The organism is Brevundimonas sp. NPDC055812 (genome assembly GCF_053616535.1).
Genome location: NZ_JBSHDX010000002.1, coordinates 249353 through 264478 on the forward strand (window position 1 = coordinate 249353; position 15126 = coordinate 264478).

Below are 15126 nucleotides of genomic sequence, written 5' to 3' on the forward strand. Positions count from 1 at the left end.
GATCGATTCATGACCGCACCTCACCCTCGCGCCGCCATCATCCTCGCCGCCGGGCAAGGCACGCGCATGAAGTCGCCCTTGCCAAAGGTGCTGCACCCGGTCGGCGCGCGCGCCATGCTGGATCACGCCATCGACGCGGCCGAGGCCCTGGGGTGCGAGCGCATCGTGGTCGTGGTCGGCGCCCACTCGCCGGAAGTCCACGCCCACGTTGAAAAGCGCCTCGGCGCCGACAGCATCGCCGTTCAGGACCCGCCGCTGGGCACGGGCCACGCCGTGCGCGCCGCCGAGGCCGCGCTGGGCGATTTCGTCGGCCATGTAGTCGTCACCTATGGCGACGTGCCCTTGCTGAAGGCCGCCGACATCGAGCCGGTTTTCGCCGACTCTCACGAAGGCGTCACCGTCATCGGCTTCGAGGCCCGCGATCCCGGCGCCTACGGCCGTCTGATCCTCGACGGCGACGCCCTGCTGGCCATCACCGAGGCCAAGGAAGCTTCGGCTGAAGTTCTTGCGATCACGGCCTGCAACTCCGGCGTCATGGCCGCGCCGGTCGGCCTGCTTTTCGATCTGCTGGCCGAGGTCACGAACGACAACGCCAAGGGCGAATACTACCTGACCGACGTGGTTGAGCTGGCCCGCAAGCGCGGCGCCCCGACCCGCGCCGTCTTCGCCGCCGAGGACTTGGTCATGGGCGTTAACGCCCAATCCGAATTGGCTCAGGCCGAAGCCCTGTTCCAGAAGGCCCAGCGCGAGCATTTCCTGGCGCAGGGCGTGACCATGAGCGCCCCGGACACCGTCCACTTCGCCTGGGACACGGACATCGGCGCAGGCACGACCATCGAACCCTTCGTGGCCTTCGGTCCCGGCGCGGTCGTGGCCGAGGGCGCGCGTATCCGCAGCTTCAGCCACATCGAAGGCGCCAAGGTCGCGACCGGCGCCGAGGTCGGCCCCTACGCCCGCCTGCGCCCCGGCGCGGATCTGGGGCAGGGCGTCAAGGTCGGCAACTTCGTCGAGGTCAAGAACGTCCGCATGGACGCCGGCGCCAAGGCGAACCACCTAGCCTATCTCGGTGACGGCGAGGTGGGGGCGAAGGCCAACATCGGCGCGGGCACGATCTTCTGCAACTACGACGGCTTCTTCAAGCACCGCACCACGGTAGGCGAGGGGGCCTTCGTCGGCTCGAACAGTTCGCTGGTCGCCCCCGTGGCCATCGGCGCTGGCTCCATGGTCGGCTCCGGCTCTGTGGTGACCAAGGATGTCGCGCCTGGCGATCTGGCCCTGGCGCGCGGCCAGCAGACGACGAAGCCGGGCTGGGCCGCCCGCTTCATGGAAACCATGCGCGCGAAGAAGGCGGCGAAATCCCAATGAGCGACCTGCAGAAGAAGAACGCCGGCGAAGCCGCCGCCCAATACGTCGAGGCTGGGATGGTGGTCGGCCTGGGCACCGGCTCCACCGCCGCCTGGTTCGTCAAGGCGCTGGCCGCCCGCAACCTGCCGGATCTGCGCTGCGTCCCGACGTCCGAGCGCACCGCCGATCTGGCGCGCGAACTGGGCCTGCCCCTGTCGACGCTGGAAGACACGCCGAAGATTGACCTGACGGTCGACGGCGCCGACGAGATCGGCCCCGGCCTGGCCCTCATCAAGGGCGGCGGCGCGGCCCTGCTGCGCGAGAAACTGGTGTGGGAGGCGTCGGCCCGCTGCATCTGCATCGCCGACGCGGCCAAGGTGGTGCCTGCGCTGGGAACCTTCCCCCTGCCGATCGAGGTGGTCGCCTTCGGTCACAAGACGACCGCCAACCGCATCGCCGATGTTCTGGCCGATCACGACATCGCCTCGCCCGCCCGCGTGCGCGAGGCCGAGCGCGGCTTGATCCGCACCGACGGCGGCAACCTGATCTACGACGCAGCCTGCAAGCTGATCGCCGACCCGGCACGCCTCGCCGCTGACCTGAAAAGCCTGACGGGCGTGGTCGAGCACGGCCTGTTCCTCGACCTCACCGACCTGGCCGTCATCGGCACGGATGCGGGCGTCGAGACGATTAATCCCTGATCCTTACCCATTCTTCGTCATCCTCCGGCAAGCCGCGCAGCGGCGCTGACCAGGGGACCCAGCGGCGCCCGTCAGGGCGAAAGCTCCACCCGTCACGCTTGCTGTAAAGATCGCCTTCGGCGTCGCTGGGTCCCCCGGTCTCGCTCCGCTCGCCGGAGGATGACGGAAGGGGGGATGCGGCAAACGGGCGTGCTTGATCCTCACGCCTTGCCCCCTCGCGCCCCGGCGCCTAAGTCGGGTCAGCGCTGCGGCTCAGCCGCGCGGATTTCAGACGATTCAGACGAATTGGACTCATCTTTTCGGAGTCCGATCCTGCCGGAGACCCCGATGGCCCAATACGACTACGACCTCTTTGTCATCGGCGCCGGTTCGGGCGGGGTGCGGGCGGCGCGGCTGACGGCGCTGGGCGGCAAGAAGGTCGCCATCGCCGAGGAGTACCGTGTCGGCGGCACCTGCGTCGTGCGCGGCTGCGTGCCCAAGAAGTTCATGGTCATGGCCTCCGAAGTCAGCCACGCCTTGGAAATCGCCGAGGGCTACGGCTGGTCCTTCGATAACGCGAAATTCGACTGGCCGACCTTCCTGCAGGCCAAGGATGTCGAGATCGCCCGCCTGTCGGGCATCTACGCCGCCAACCTGGCCAAGGCGGGCGTCGACCTGATCCACGGCCGCGCTGTCCTGAAGGACGCCCACACCGTCGAGATCGTCGGAAAAGACCAGACCATCACCGCCGAGAAGATCCTGATCGCCACCGGCGGCCGCCCGTGGAAGCCGGAAAGCCTGACCGGCATCGAACACGCCATCACGTCGGAAGAGGCCTTCCACCTGCCCGAACTGCCCAAGCGCATCCTGATCGCGGGCGGCGGCTACATCGCGGTGGAGTTCGCGGGCATCTTTGCGGGGTTGGGCGTCGAGACGACCCTGATCTATCGCGGCCCGAACATCCTGCGCGGCTTTGACGACGACGTGCGCGCCCATCTGGCGGGCGAGATCGAGAAGCGCGGCGTCAAGGTCATCCTGGGCTGCCAGCACGCCTCGATCGAGAAGACCGAGACCGGCCTGGTGAACCACCTCGAGAACGGCATGACGATCGAGACCGACGTGGTCATGTTCGCCACCGGCCGCACGCCGCACGTCAAGGGCCTGGGCCTTGAGGCCGCAGGGGTCGAGCTGAACGAGAACGACGCCATCAAGGTCGATCGGTATTCGAAGACCACGGTCGACAACATCTGGGCCATCGGCGACGTCACCGACCGGATGAACCTGACCCCCGTCGCCATCCGCGAGGGCGTGGCCTTCCATGAGACGGTCTACAGGAACAATCCGCAGAGCTTCGACTATGAAGCCGTCGCCACCGCCGTCTTCAGCCAGCCGCCGGTGGGCACGGTCGGCCTGACCGAGGCCGAGGCCCGCCACGCCTGTCCGGGCGAAGTGGACGTCTACGTCACCCGCTTCCGCCCGATGAAGTACGCCTTCACCGGCTCGGACGAGCGGGTGCTGATGAAGCTGGTGGTCGATGCGGAGAGCCAGCGCGTCGTCGGCTGCCACATCGTCGGCCCCGACAGCCCCGAGATGATCCAACTGGCCGCCATCGCCGTGAAGGCGGGCCTGACCAAGGCTCAGTGGGACGCCACCTGCGCCGTCCATCCGACCATGGCCGAGGAGTTGGTCACCTTGAAGGAAAAGCAGACGCCGGCCTCCATGTCCGCCGGTTGATCCTGAGACGGGGCGGCTTGCCAGCCGCCTTATCCGCGCGCCTTATGCCGACCGGGCCCCGACCGGGGCAGCAAGAGATCAAGGAGTTCGCCGTGAAACCGTATCTGCTCGCCGCCGCCGTCGCCGCCGTTCTGCTGAGCGGCGCTCCGGCGCTCGCCCAGGACGCTTCGACGCCCGCCTATCAGGCCGCCGTCGCCGACGCCCTGCGTCCAGCTGATGAGGTCGAGCGCGACGCCTTGCGTCATCCGGCCGAGATGCTGGCCTTCGCCCAGGTGAAGCCGGGCCAGCGGATCGCCGACATCCGCCCCGGCGCGGGCTACTTCACCCGACTGTTCGCGCGGGTCGTGGGCGAGGGCGGTCATGTCTACGCCTTCGTGCCGAACCGCACGGCCGAGCGCGAGAACCCGCGCGCCGACGCCCTGGTCGCCGCCTATCCCAACGTCAGCCGCGTCAACGGCGACTTGGACGCCATGAGCTTCGACCAGCCGTTGGACCTGGTCTTCATGAGCCAGGAGTATCACGACTTCCACATCCCCCGTTTCGACGTGGACGTGGCCAAGATGAACGCCGACATCTTCAAGGCGCTGAAGCCCGGCGGCCTCTATGTCGTCATTGACCACCAGGCCGCGCCCGGCGCCGCCAACTCCGTGGTCGAGACCCTGCACCGCATCGAGGGCGCCCAGCTTCGCAAGGAGGTCGAGGCCGCCGGCTTCGTGTTTGACGGCGAAAGCACGGCCGTCGCCAATACGGCCGACGACCACAGCCTGAACGTCTTCGATGAGGCCATCCGGGGCAAGACCGATCAGTTCGTCTATCGCTTCCGCAAGCCGAACTGAGGCGTCCCGTCTCGAATTGGTGACTGGCGAAGCGGGACGGGCGGCGCTAACCCTCGGCCAAAATCCATAAGGGAAACGCACAGATGACTCGCATCGCCTTCATCGGCCTGGGCAACATGGGCGGCGGCATGGCCGCCAATCAGGCCAAGGCCGGGCATGACGTGGCCGCCTTCGACCTGTCGCCCGCCGCGCTGGAACGCGCCGCCGAGGCCGGCTGCCGCACCGTCAGTTCGGTCGCCGAAGCCGTGAAGGACGCCGAGGTGGTCATCACCATGCTGCCCGCTGGGCCGCACGTCCTCAGCGTCTATTCCGAACAGATCATCGGCGCGGCGCCGTCCAGCGCGCTTCTGCTGGACTGCTCGACCATCGACGTGGAGACGGCGCGCAAGGTGGCGGCTCTGGCCAAGGAGGCGGGCTACGCCTTCGCCGACGCCCCCGTCTCGGGCGGCACGGCGGCCGCCGACGCAGGCACCCTGGCCTTCATGGTCGGCTGCGACGAGGCCGACTTCGCCCGTGTCGAACCGGCGCTGGACCCGATGAGCCGCATCACCATCCGCGCGGGCGACCACGGCGCGGGGCAGGCCGCCAAGATCTGCAACAACATGCTGCTGGGCATTTCGATGATCGGCACCTGTGAAGCCATCGCCCTGGCCGAGAAGCTGGGTCTGGAGCCGGAACGCTTCTTCGAAATCGCCTCCAAGTCGTCGGGCCAGTGCTGGAGCGTGACCAGCTACTACCCTTGGGCCGGTCCGGTGCCGACCGCCCCGTCGAACCGCGACTATGAAGGCGGCTTCGCCACGGCCATGATGCTGAAGGATCTGAAGCTGGCGCAGGACGCCGCCGCCAAGGCGGGCGCCACGACCCCGCTGGGGGCGCAGGCCGAAGCCCTCTACGCGCTGTTCAACGGCCTCGGCTACGGCGGCAAGGACTTCTCCGCCATGGTCCAGATGCTGCGCGGCCGTATCGACACCCTGGCTCAGTGAAGTTTGGCCCAGCGAAATTTGGCCCAGTGAATTTTGACCCAGTGACGCGTCAGGGCGGGCTTCGCCTGCTGGCCGCTGTGGCGGCGGTCGGTCTGATGGCCGCCGCTCCAGCCGATCCGCTTTACCGGGTCGCGCCTGGCCTGTTCCAGGCAGGGAAGCCCGACCTGGGGTTGAAACCGGCGCCGGGCGCCCAGACGTTCACGGTCTTCGCCCCAGACGAGAACACCGACCGGTTCAGCAACGGCGTGGTGCTGACGCCCTTCAAGGGGCGGCTGTACGCCCAGTGGCAAAGCTCGGCTCGGGACGAGGATGCGCCCGATACCTGGGTCGCCTGGAGCGTCAGCGAGGACGGCGAAACCTGGCGTGCGCCCGCCGTCCTGGCCGAGGCGGGCGAGGGCGGGGTGATGCGCTCCAGCGGCGGATGGTGGACGGACGGCGAAACCCTGGTGGCCTACGCCAACGTCTGGCCCGACGGCTTTCAATCCGGGGCGGGCGGCTATGCCGAATATCGCCTGAGCCGCGACGGCGAGACCTGGAGCGAGCCGCGCCGCGTCACGGGCGTCGATGGGCCGGTTGAGGGCGTGATCGAGCAGGACCCGCACCTGATCGGCGGCCGTCTGATGACCGGCTTCCACAGGCGTCCGGGCATGATCGCCACGCCCTTCTACACTGATGACGCTCTGGGCGTGTCGGGCTGGACCGCCGGACGGATGCAGAACCTGCCTCGCGACGTCAGCGGCGCGGCCGCCGAACACGAAAAGCAGCTCAGCCGCGAGATCGAACCCAGCCTGTTCCAGCGCGGCGATTGCGCCGTCATGGTCTTCCGCGACGAGGAGCTGAGCTTTCGCCAATTGGCGTCGGAAAGCTGTGATCGCGGCGTGACCTGGACCACGCCCGCCTTGACCGACATGCCGGATTCGCGGGCCAAGCAGAGCGCGGGCAACCTGCCGGACGGGACGGCCTATCTGGTCAATGCGCCGAACGCGGACCGCCCGCGCATCCCCCTGGCCGTGACGTTGAGCTCCGACGGGCGGCTGTTCGACCGCAGCTTTCTCCTGCGCGGGGCGGGCGATCTCCAGCCGCTGCGTTACGAGGGACAATACAAGCGGCCCGGCTATCACTACCCCAAGAGCGTCATCTGGAATGGATGGCTCTATGTCGGCTATGCGACCAACAAGGAGGATGTCCAGGTGACGCGTATTCCGATCGAGACCTTGGCCGAAACCTCTAGCTGAAGGTTCTGAGAACCGTTATCAATTAAGGGGTTGGGACGTTTTGTCCGGCTCCTGACATGGACAAGACAGGGCGGCGCGCGCAATTAGGCTCCAAAAGCTGCATAAGCGAAAGAAGCGCCGCCTTGTTCGACTATAAGTCCGCCTTTCAGAACTCTGTGGAGCAGGTCCGCAGCGAGGGTCGTTACCGCGTCTTCGCCGATCTGAAGCGGGTGCGCGGCCAGTTTCCCCGGGCGGTGCGCCGCCGCGAGGACGGCACGCAGCAGGACGTCGTCGTCTGGTGCTCCAACGACTACCTGGGCATGGGCCAGCATCCGGCGGTGATCGAGGCCATGCAGGCCGAGGTCGAGAAGACCGGCGCCGGGGCAGGGGGCACGCGCAACATCTCGGGCACCACGCGCTCGGCGGTCGATCTGGAAGCCGAACTGGCCAGCTGGCACCAGAAGGAAGCGGCCCTGTTGTTCACCTCGGGCTATGTGGCCAATGAGGCGACGCTGTCGACCCTGCAGAAGATCCTTCCGGGCCTGATCACCTTCTCGGACGCCCTGAACCACGCCTCCATGATTGCGGGCATCCGCAACGGCGGCGGCGAGCGCCACATCTTCCGCCACAACGACCTCGAACACCTTGAGGAACTGCTGGCCGCCGCGCCTGCCGATGCGCCCAAGCTGGTCGCCTTCGAGAGCGTCTATTCGATGGACGGCGACATCGCCGACATCGCCGGCACCATCGCCCTGGCCAAGAAATACGGCGCCCTGACCTATCTGGACGAGGTTCACGCCGTGGGCCTGTACGGCGCGACCGGCGCGGGCGTGGCCGAGCGCGACGGCGTGCTGGACGGCATCGACATCGTCGAATGCACGCTGGGCAAGGCCATCGGCGTCATGGGAGGCTACATCGCCGCCGACGCCGTGATCGTGGACGCGGTGCGCAGCTGGGCCTCGGGCTTCATCTTCACCACCAGCCTGCCGCCGGCCCTGACCGCCGGCGCCCTGGCCTCGGTCCGCCACCTGAAGGCGCACCCCGAACTGCGCGACGCCCATCAGGAGCGCGCCGCGACCCTGAAGCGGCGCCTGACCGAGGCGGGCATCCCGGTCCTGCCCAGCGTCAGCCACATCGTGCCGGTTCACGTCGGCAATCCGGTCCACTGCAAGCTGATCTCGGACATGCTGCTGGAAGAGCACGGCATCTACGTCCAGCCGATCAACTACCCGACCGTGCCCAAGGGGACCGAGCGTCTGCGCTTCACCCCGTCGCCGGATCATGACGACGCCATGATCGACAAGCTGGTCGAGGCGATGGACAAGCTCTGGTCGCACTGCAACGTGGCGCGTCGTCCGGTCGCCGCATGACGGCTGACCCCGAACTCGGCGAAGTCATCGTCGAGTTCGTCCGTAACGGCCCCTATGTGAAATGCTCGGCGGTCCACACGGCCACCGGCGTCGAGGTTTCGGCCATGGGGCCCGTCGCCGAGCCGCGCGCCGTCGAGCGGGTGGCGATCGCCAAACTGAAACGAGCGTTGTCACAGCGCTGAACCCCTAGATGTTGTGGTGTTCGGCGGCGCGGCCTAGAAGAGAGCGCCGTTTCCGCCCTCAGCCTTCGGGATGCCTGCCTGTGACCGCCTTCACCCACGACTCCTACTTCTCCAAGAGCCTCGCCGACGCCGATCCGGCGATCTTCAAGGGCATCCAGGGCGAGCTTGGCCGCCAGAAGGAGCAGATCGAGCTGATCGCTTCCGAGAACATCGTCTCTCAGGCGGTGCTGGACGCGCAGGGCTCGGTCCTGACCAACAAATACGCCGAGGGCTATCCGGGGCGCCGTTATTACGGCGGCTGTGAGTTCGTCGACATCACCGAAGATCTGGCCCGCGAGCGCGCCAAGGAGCTGTTCGGCGCGGCCTTCGTCAACGTGCAGCCGCACTCGGGCGCGCAGGCCAACCAGGCGGTCTTCTTCTCCCTGCTGCAGCCGGGCGACACCTTCCTGGGCATGGATCTGGCCTGCGGCGGCCACCTGACGCACGGGTCGCCCGCCAACCAGTCGGGCAAGTGGTTTCGTCCGGTCACCTATAAGGTGAACGAAGACGATCATCTGATTGATTATGATCACGTCGCCGAAATGGCCCAGAAGGAGAAGCCCAAGCTGATCCTGGCCGGCGCCTCGGCCTACAGCCGCCACATCGACTTCAAGCGTTTCCGCGAGATCGCGGATTCGGTCGGCGCCTATCTGATGGTCGACATGGCCCACTATGCCGGCCTGATCGCGGGCGGCGCCTATCCCGACCCGATCCCGCACGCCCACGTCGTCACCACCACGACCCACAAGACCCTGCGCGGCCCGCGCGGCGGCATGATCCTGTCCAACGACCTGGATCTGGGCAAGAAGATCAACTCGGCCGTCTTCCCCGGCCTGCAGGGCGGCCCGCTGGAGCACGTTATCGCCGCCAAGGCCGTGGCCTTCGGCGAGGCGCTGAAACCCGAGTTCAAACTCTACGCCCAGCAGGTCGTGAAGAACGCCCAGGCCCTGGCCGCCGTCCTGGTCGAACGCGGCCTGGCCATCGTCTCGGGCGGCACCGACAGCCATCTGATGCTGGTCGACCTGCGTCCCAAGGGCGTGACCGGCAAGGCCACCGAGCATGAGCTCGAGAAGGCGCTGATGACCTGCAACAAGAACGGCGTGCCGTTCGACACTGCGCCCTTCACCGTCACCTCGGGCGTCCGTCTGGGCACCCCGGCGGGCACCACGCGCGGCTTCGGCGAGGAGGAGTTCAAGCAGATCGGTCACTGGATCGCCGATGTCGTCTCTTCGATGAACGGCGGAGATGAAGCCGATCCGGCCGTCGTCGCGGGCGTGGCGGCTCAGGTGCGCGAGCTCACTGCGCGCTTTCCGATCTATCGCTAAGGGGCCCATCGGATGAAGTGCCCCTTCTGCGGAAACGCCGACACCCAGGTGAAGGACAGCCGCCCGTCTGACGACGGCGCGGCCATTCGCCGCCGTCGGTCCTGCCCGCAGTGCAACGGGCGCTTCACCACCTTCGAGCGGGTGCAGCTGCGCGAACTGGTCATCCTGAAACGGAACGGCCGCCGCACCCCCTTCGACCGCGACAAGCTGGAGCGATCGCTGGGCATCGCCCTGAGGAAACGTCCGGTGCAGCCTGATCAGGTCGAGCTTCTGGTCAGCCGCATCGTGCGTCAGCTGGAAAGCCTGGGCGAGACCGAGATCCCCTCGCACATCGTCGGCGACTTCATCATGAAGGCGCTGAAGTCGGTCGATGAGGTCGCCTACGTTCGCTACGCCTCGGTCTACAAGGACTTCCGCCACACCAGCGATTTCGCCAAATTCCTCGGCGACGAGGGTTTCGACGAGACCAAGTCCGGCCAGGACTGATGCGGCCTCGCGTCACCCTTAAGCTGGCCACCTCGCTGGACGGCCGCATCGCCACGGCCACGGGCGAAAGCCAGTGGATCACCGGGCCAGAGGCGCGCCAGCAGGGCCACCGCTTGCGCGCGACGCATGACGCCATCCTGGTCGGCGTCGAGACGGTGCTGGCCGACGATCCCGAACTGACGGTGCGTCTTCCTGACCATGCCGGTCCGCATCCCTTGCGTGTCGTCCTCGACAGCCGCTTGCGGACCCCCGCGATGGCCAAGGTCGCATCCGGCAACACCCTGATCCTCACGGCCGCCGCGCCTCACGCCATCGGTCATACAGAGGTCGTCGCGGTCGCCGCCGAAGACGGCCGCCCCGCCATTTCAGCCGTCCTCGATGCGCTCGCCGCCCGCAACGTCGGCTCCATCCTGATCGAGGGCGGAGGCCGTGTCGCCGCCTCCTTCATCCAGGCGGGGGCGGTGGACGCGATCGAGTGGTTCCGCGCCCCGATCCTGCTGGGCGGGGAGGGCAGGCCCTGCGTCGCCTCTCTGGCGCTTGCAAAGGTGGCCGACGCCCCCAAGTTCCGTCGTCTGGGCGTCGAGCCTGTCGGAGACGATCTGTGGGAACGCTACGCCCGCATCTGACGTCTCCTCAGGCGCGATTTCAGACGAATTAGACTAATTAGACTCTGTTTTTTGGGTCCGAAGGGACCGGAGCTTTCATGTTCACCGGCATCGTCACCGACATCGGCCGCGTTCGCAGCGTCCGTGAAACCAACCGCGACCGTCGTTATGAGGTCGAGACCGTGTGGGACACGGCGGGCATCGACCTGGGCGCCTCCATCAGCCATGCGGGCTGCTGCCTGACTGTCACGGAAAAGGGCGAGGGCTGGTTCGCCGTCGAGGTGTCCGGCGAGACCCTGTCCAAGACCAAGCTGGGCGACTGGAGCGAGGGCAGCCGCATCAATCTGGAGCGCGCCGCCAAGCTGGGCGACGAACTGGGCGGCCATATCGTCTCGGGCCATGTCGACGGTCTGGGCGAGGTCGTGTCCATCACGCCCGAGGGCGGATCGCACCGCATCGTGATCGAGGCGCCCGCGCCCCTGCACAGATTCATCGCCCCAAAGGGCTCAATCACGGTCGATGGGGTTTCCCTGACGGTGAATGGGGTGCATGAGCGCCGCTTCGACGTGAATATTATCCCGCACACGTGGGATGCGACCACCCTCGGCGACCTGAAGGTCGGCGAAAAGGTCAATCTGGAGATCGACATGCTGGCGCGTTACCTCGCGCGGTGGCAGGAGACCGCATGATGAAACTGGCCGTCTACAACACCGACAGCCCGATCAGCTCGATCGAGGACATTATCGAGGACGCCCGCAACGGCCGCCCCTACATCCTGGTGGACGCCGAGGACCGCGAGAACGAGGGCGACATCGTCATTCCGGCCCAGTTCGCCACGCCGGACCAGATCAACTTCATGATCCGCTATGCGCGGGGCCTGGTCTGTCTGGCCCTGACGTCCGAGCGCGCCAAGCAGCTGCGCCTGCCGCCGATGGCCGCCGAGAACCGCGAGAGCATGGGCACGGCCTTCACCATCTCGATCGAGGCCAAGGAAGGCGTCACGACCGGCATCTCGGCCGCCGATCGCGCCCATACGGTCCAGGTGGCGGCCGATCCGTCGCGCACCGCCGACGACATCGTCTCGCCGGGCCACATCTTCCCGCTGGTCGCGCGCGACGGCGGCGTCCTGGTCCGCACCGGCCATACCGAGGCGGCGGTGGACATCAGCCGCATGGCCGGCCTGATCCCGGCCGGGGTGATCTGCGAGATCATCAAGGACGACGGGACGATGGCGCGGATGCCCGACCTGATCGCCTTCGCCCAGCTGCATGGGCTGAAGATCGGCACCATCGCCGACCTGATCGCCTATCGCCGCCGCACCGAGCGCTTTGTCGAGCGCGTGATGGAGACGCCGTTCGAGAGCGTCCACGGCGGCGCGTTCAAGCTGATCCTCTATCGCAACACCATCGAGGGCGCCGAGCACATCGCCCTGGTGCGCGGCGACATCGACCCGGCGAAGCCGACCGTCGTGCGCATGCACCAGATCGACTTCGCCGCCGACCTGCTGGGCCATGTCGAGGCCCGTCAGGACTATATTCCGAGGGCCATGCGCGCGCTGGCGGCCCAGGACGGGCCGGGCGTCGTCGTCTTCCTGCGTGATCCCGGTCTGCATGGTCTGGCCGAGCGGCTGGGCGCCACCAGCAAGCCCGCCGCCGTGGATCGTTCGCTGAAGGCCTATGGCGTCGGGGCGCAGATTCTGCTCGACCTCGGCGTCAAGGATATGATCGTGATGAGTTCGACGCGACCCAATCCGACGGCGCTGGAAGGCTACGGCCTGCGCATCGCCGGTTGGCGCGACATGGACGGAGAAGACCAATCTTGAACGACCCCACTCGCGTCCTCATCGTCGAGGCGCGCTTCTACGACGAACTGGCCGACGCCCTTCTGGAAGGGGCGAAGGACGCCCTGCGCGCGCAAGGCGTCCAGTATGACGTCGTGACCGTGCCCGGCGCGCTGGAAGTGCCGACCGTGATCGCCATGGCCGAAGAGGCCGGGCGCTATCCGACCGCCCCGCGTTATGACGGCTACGTCGCCCTGGGTTGCGTGATCCGCGGCGAGACCTACCATTTCGAGATCGTCTCGGATCAGTCGGCCGCCGGCATCCGCAATCTGGGCCTGAAGGGCGTGGCCATCGGCAACGGCATCCTGACGACCGAGGACGAGGAGCAGGCCTGGACCCGCGCCCGTCTCAGCGAGGGCGACAAGGGCGGCTTCGCGGCCCGCGCCTGCCTGGACCTGATCGCCATCCGCAAGCGCCTGCGCGGGGGGCTGGCCTCGTGACCGAACCGACCAGCGCCCCGGCGACCGTCGCCGAAGTCATGGCCCAGCTGGCCGAGGCCGAGAAGGCTCGCGCCGAACCGCAACTGACCAGCCGTCAACGCCGCGCCCGCACGGTCGCCCGCCTGGCCGCCGTCCAGGCCCTGTATCAGATGGAGCTGGCGGGCGAGGGCGTCGAAAGCGTCGTGCGTGAGTTCCGCAATCACCGCTTCGACGCCGACATCGACGGCGCCCCCCTGGCCGAGGCGGACGAGGACTGGTTCTCCGACATCGTCCACGGCGTGGTCGAGGATCAGCGGGCCATCGACGAGGCGGTCAAGGCGCGTCTGGCCTCCAATTGGCGGATGGAGCGTCTGGACGCCACCCTGCGCGCCCTGCTGCGCTGCGGCGCGTGGGAGCTGAAGCACAAGCCCGACGTCCCGCGTGAGATCGTGATCGACGAGTACGTCGAACTGGCCAAGGCCTTTTTCGACGATGCGGAGGCGAAGTTCGTGAACGCGGCGCTGGACGGCGTGGCGCGCGATGCCCGCGATTGACGTCGCGGGTGAATTCGAGACCATCCAGCGGCTGCTGAAGCCGCTGGCGCACCCGGAATGGGCGAGGGGGCTGGCCGACGACGTGGCCGCGCTGCCCTCGCGTCCGGGACACGACCTCATCCTTACCAAGGATGCGATCGTCGAGGGCGTCCACTTCCTGCCCGACGACCCGCTGGATACGGTGGCGCAGAAGCTGCTGCGCGTGAACCTGTCCGATCTGGCGGCCAAGGGGGCCGAGCCGTTCGGCTATCTGCTGGCCTGCCACTGGTCCGAACGTTGCGGCTGGCCGGAACGCGAGGCCTTCGTCGCCGGACTGCGGCGCGATCAGGCCATTTTCGACATTTCCCTGCTGGGCGGCGACACGGTGAAGACGCCGGGACCGGCCAGCTTCTCGGCCACACTGCTGGGCTGGGCGCCGGCGGGGGCGGCGGTCAGCCGGGCGGGCGCGCGGCCGGGCGATCTGGTCTTCGTCACCGGCACGATCGGCGACGGCTGGCTGGGCCTTCAGGCCGCCCAGGCGACCCTGAGCCTGGAGCCCGAACGCATAGACGCGCTGGAAGCCGCCTATCGCACCCCCATGCCGCGCGTGGAGTTCGCACCCGTCGTCCTGGGCCTGGCGACGGCCAGCGCCGACGTGTCCGACGGCCTGCTGGCCGACGCCGCCCATATCGCCGAGGCCAGCGGCGTCAGCCTCGAGCTTGATCTGGAGGTTCTGCCCCTGTCGGCGGCGGCCCAGGCCTGGTTCGAGGGACGGGTCGACCCGCAGGCGGCGCTGGAGCTGCTGGCCAGCGGCGGCGACGACTATGAGATCCTGCTGACTGTCCCGGCGGGCGCCGAGAACGCCCTGCGCCGCGAGGCCGAGCGCCGCCATCTGCGCCTGACCTGCGTCGGCCGCGTGGCCGAGGGCAGGGGGCTGTCGCCGCGCTATCTGGGCCAGGTCATCACCCCGACCCGCACCGGTTGGACCCACGGCTGAGGGCAACGGAATCCTAACGGGACCAGGCCAGACTGCCGCCATGAACCGCCGCGCCCTGATCCTCGCCGTCGCCGGCGCCGCCCTGTCGGGGCCGGCGTTCGCCTCGCCGTCGGCGGAAACGCCCGCCCAGCCGGTGAGCTTCAACCTGACCGGGGTGGGCCTGCCGATCATCATGGGCGGTCGCGTCCGAAACTACATCTTCGTGGTGCTGAAGCTGCATCTGGGCCAGGGCCACGCCCTGGATGCGGTGAGGGCCAAGGAGCCCTATCTGCGCGACGCCCTGGTTCGCGCCGGGCACCGCACGCCCTTCGTCCTGACTGACGACTGGAACCAGGTGGACGCCGAGGCCTTGAGCGCCAGCCTGATCCGCTCGGCCGACGCCCTGATCGGCAAGGGCGCGATCGCCCGCGTCGAGGTCGTCAGCCAGGCCGCGCGCCGCCGCACGACCGTTCGCGCCGTCTAGAAGAGCGCTGTTGCGCCACGGCTCTGCTTTTGGCACGATTTAGCCGCAATTCCCGAGGGGCGTGAATTTGCGTCCG

General features: G+C 67.9%; 17 protein-coding genes. All 17 read left to right on the forward strand.

The annotated features are described in order from the left end of the window. The first annotated feature begins 9 nt into the window (after window positions 1–9). The 17 genes from glmU (at window position 10) to ACWGL1_RS04240 (ending at window position 15050) form a co-directional block, all read left to right on the forward strand. Window positions 10–1365 (forward strand): bifunctional UDP-N-acetylglucosamine diphosphorylase/glucosamine-1-phosphate N-acetyltransferase GlmU, encoded by a 1356-nt coding sequence (gene glmU / locus ACWGL1_RS04160; RefSeq protein ID WP_452111266.1) that lies wholly within the window; start codon window positions 10–12, stop codon window positions 1363–1365. Further along, on the forward strand, window positions 1362–2045 hold the full coding sequence (gene rpiA, locus ACWGL1_RS04165; RefSeq protein WP_338575639.1) for a ribose-5-phosphate isomerase RpiA: 684 nt from the start codon (window positions 1362–1364) through the stop codon (window positions 2043–2045). Before glmU ends, rpiA begins: the two co-directional genes overlap by 4 nt. Window positions 2046–2372: 327 nt before the next feature. Further along, entirely contained in the window at window positions 2373–3758 is a 1386-nt protein-coding gene (gene gor / locus ACWGL1_RS04170; RefSeq protein ID WP_452111267.1) for a glutathione-disulfide reductase, read from the forward strand. Between the two features lie 92 nt (window positions 3759–3850). After that, window positions 3851–4594 carry a class I SAM-dependent methyltransferase gene (locus tag ACWGL1_RS04175; protein WP_452111268.1) on the forward strand — a complete coding sequence of 248 codons (744 nt, stop codon included), beginning with the start codon at window positions 3851–3853 and terminating at the stop codon, window positions 4592–4594. An 83-nt stretch (window positions 4595–4677) separates the two neighbouring features. After that, complete coding sequence (gene mmsB / locus ACWGL1_RS04180; protein ID WP_338575633.1) at window positions 4678–5577, forward strand: 3-hydroxyisobutyrate dehydrogenase; 900 nt, start codon at window positions 4678–4680, stop codon at window positions 5575–5577. A gap of 26 nt (window positions 5578–5603) precedes the next feature. After that, window positions 5604–6812 carry a sialidase family protein gene (locus tag ACWGL1_RS04185; RefSeq protein WP_452111269.1) on the forward strand — a complete coding sequence of 403 codons (1209 nt, stop codon included), beginning with the start codon at window positions 5604–5606 and terminating at the stop codon, window positions 6810–6812. Window positions 6813–6934: 122 nt separating this feature from the next. Beyond that, window positions 6935–8161, forward strand: coding sequence for a 5-aminolevulinate synthase (gene hemA / locus ACWGL1_RS04190; RefSeq protein ID WP_452111270.1), 1227 nt, complete (start codon window positions 6935–6937; stop codon window positions 8159–8161). Continuing rightward, window positions 8158–8343 (forward strand): DUF6898 family protein, encoded by a 186-nt coding sequence (locus tag ACWGL1_RS04195; protein WP_312217745.1) that lies wholly within the window; start codon window positions 8158–8160, stop codon window positions 8341–8343. The genes hemA and ACWGL1_RS04195 overlap by 4 nt, the downstream gene beginning before the upstream one ends. Window positions 8344–8423: 80 nt before the next feature. Then, complete coding sequence (gene glyA / locus ACWGL1_RS04200) at window positions 8424–9707, forward strand: serine hydroxymethyltransferase (protein WP_046653460.1); 1284 nt, start codon at window positions 8424–8426, stop codon at window positions 9705–9707. Window positions 9708–9719: 12 nt separating this feature from the next. Next, entirely contained in the window at window positions 9720–10193 is a 474-nt protein-coding gene (gene nrdR / locus ACWGL1_RS04205; RefSeq protein ID WP_003164743.1) for a transcriptional regulator NrdR, read from the forward strand. Further along, window positions 10193–10819, forward strand: a complete 627-nt coding sequence (gene ribD / locus ACWGL1_RS04210; protein ID WP_452111271.1) for a bifunctional diaminohydroxyphosphoribosylaminopyrimidine deaminase/5-amino-6-(5-phosphoribosylamino)uracil reductase RibD — start codon at window positions 10193–10195, stop codon at window positions 10817–10819. Before nrdR ends, ribD begins: the two co-directional genes overlap by 1 nt. Before the next feature lie 77 nt (window positions 10820–10896). After that, window positions 10897–11487 (forward strand): riboflavin synthase, encoded by a 591-nt coding sequence (locus ACWGL1_RS04215; protein WP_452111272.1) that lies wholly within the window; start codon window positions 10897–10899, stop codon window positions 11485–11487. Further along, a complete protein-coding gene (gene ribB / locus ACWGL1_RS04220; RefSeq protein WP_291782345.1) occupies window positions 11484–12620 on the forward strand; it encodes a 3,4-dihydroxy-2-butanone-4-phosphate synthase in 1137 nt (378 codons plus the stop codon). The genes ACWGL1_RS04215 and ribB overlap by 4 nt, the downstream gene beginning before the upstream one ends. Further along, window positions 12617–13078, forward strand: coding sequence for a 6,7-dimethyl-8-ribityllumazine synthase (gene ribH / locus ACWGL1_RS04225; RefSeq protein ID WP_003169442.1), 462 nt, complete (start codon window positions 12617–12619; stop codon window positions 13076–13078). The genes ribB and ribH overlap by 4 nt, the downstream gene beginning before the upstream one ends. Continuing rightward, entirely contained in the window at window positions 13075–13611 is a 537-nt protein-coding gene (nusB, locus tag ACWGL1_RS04230) for a transcription antitermination factor NusB (RefSeq protein ID WP_422388293.1), read from the forward strand. The genes ribH and nusB overlap by 4 nt, the downstream gene beginning before the upstream one ends. Beyond that, window positions 13598–14587, forward strand: coding sequence for a thiamine-phosphate kinase (gene thiL, locus ACWGL1_RS04235; protein WP_452111273.1), 990 nt, complete (start codon window positions 13598–13600; stop codon window positions 14585–14587). Before nusB ends, thiL begins: the two co-directional genes overlap by 14 nt. Before the next feature lie 40 nt (window positions 14588–14627). Beyond that, entirely contained in the window at window positions 14628–15050 is a 423-nt protein-coding gene (locus ACWGL1_RS04240) for a hypothetical protein (protein ID WP_452111274.1), read from the forward strand. Window positions 15051–15126 lie beyond the last annotated feature (76 nt).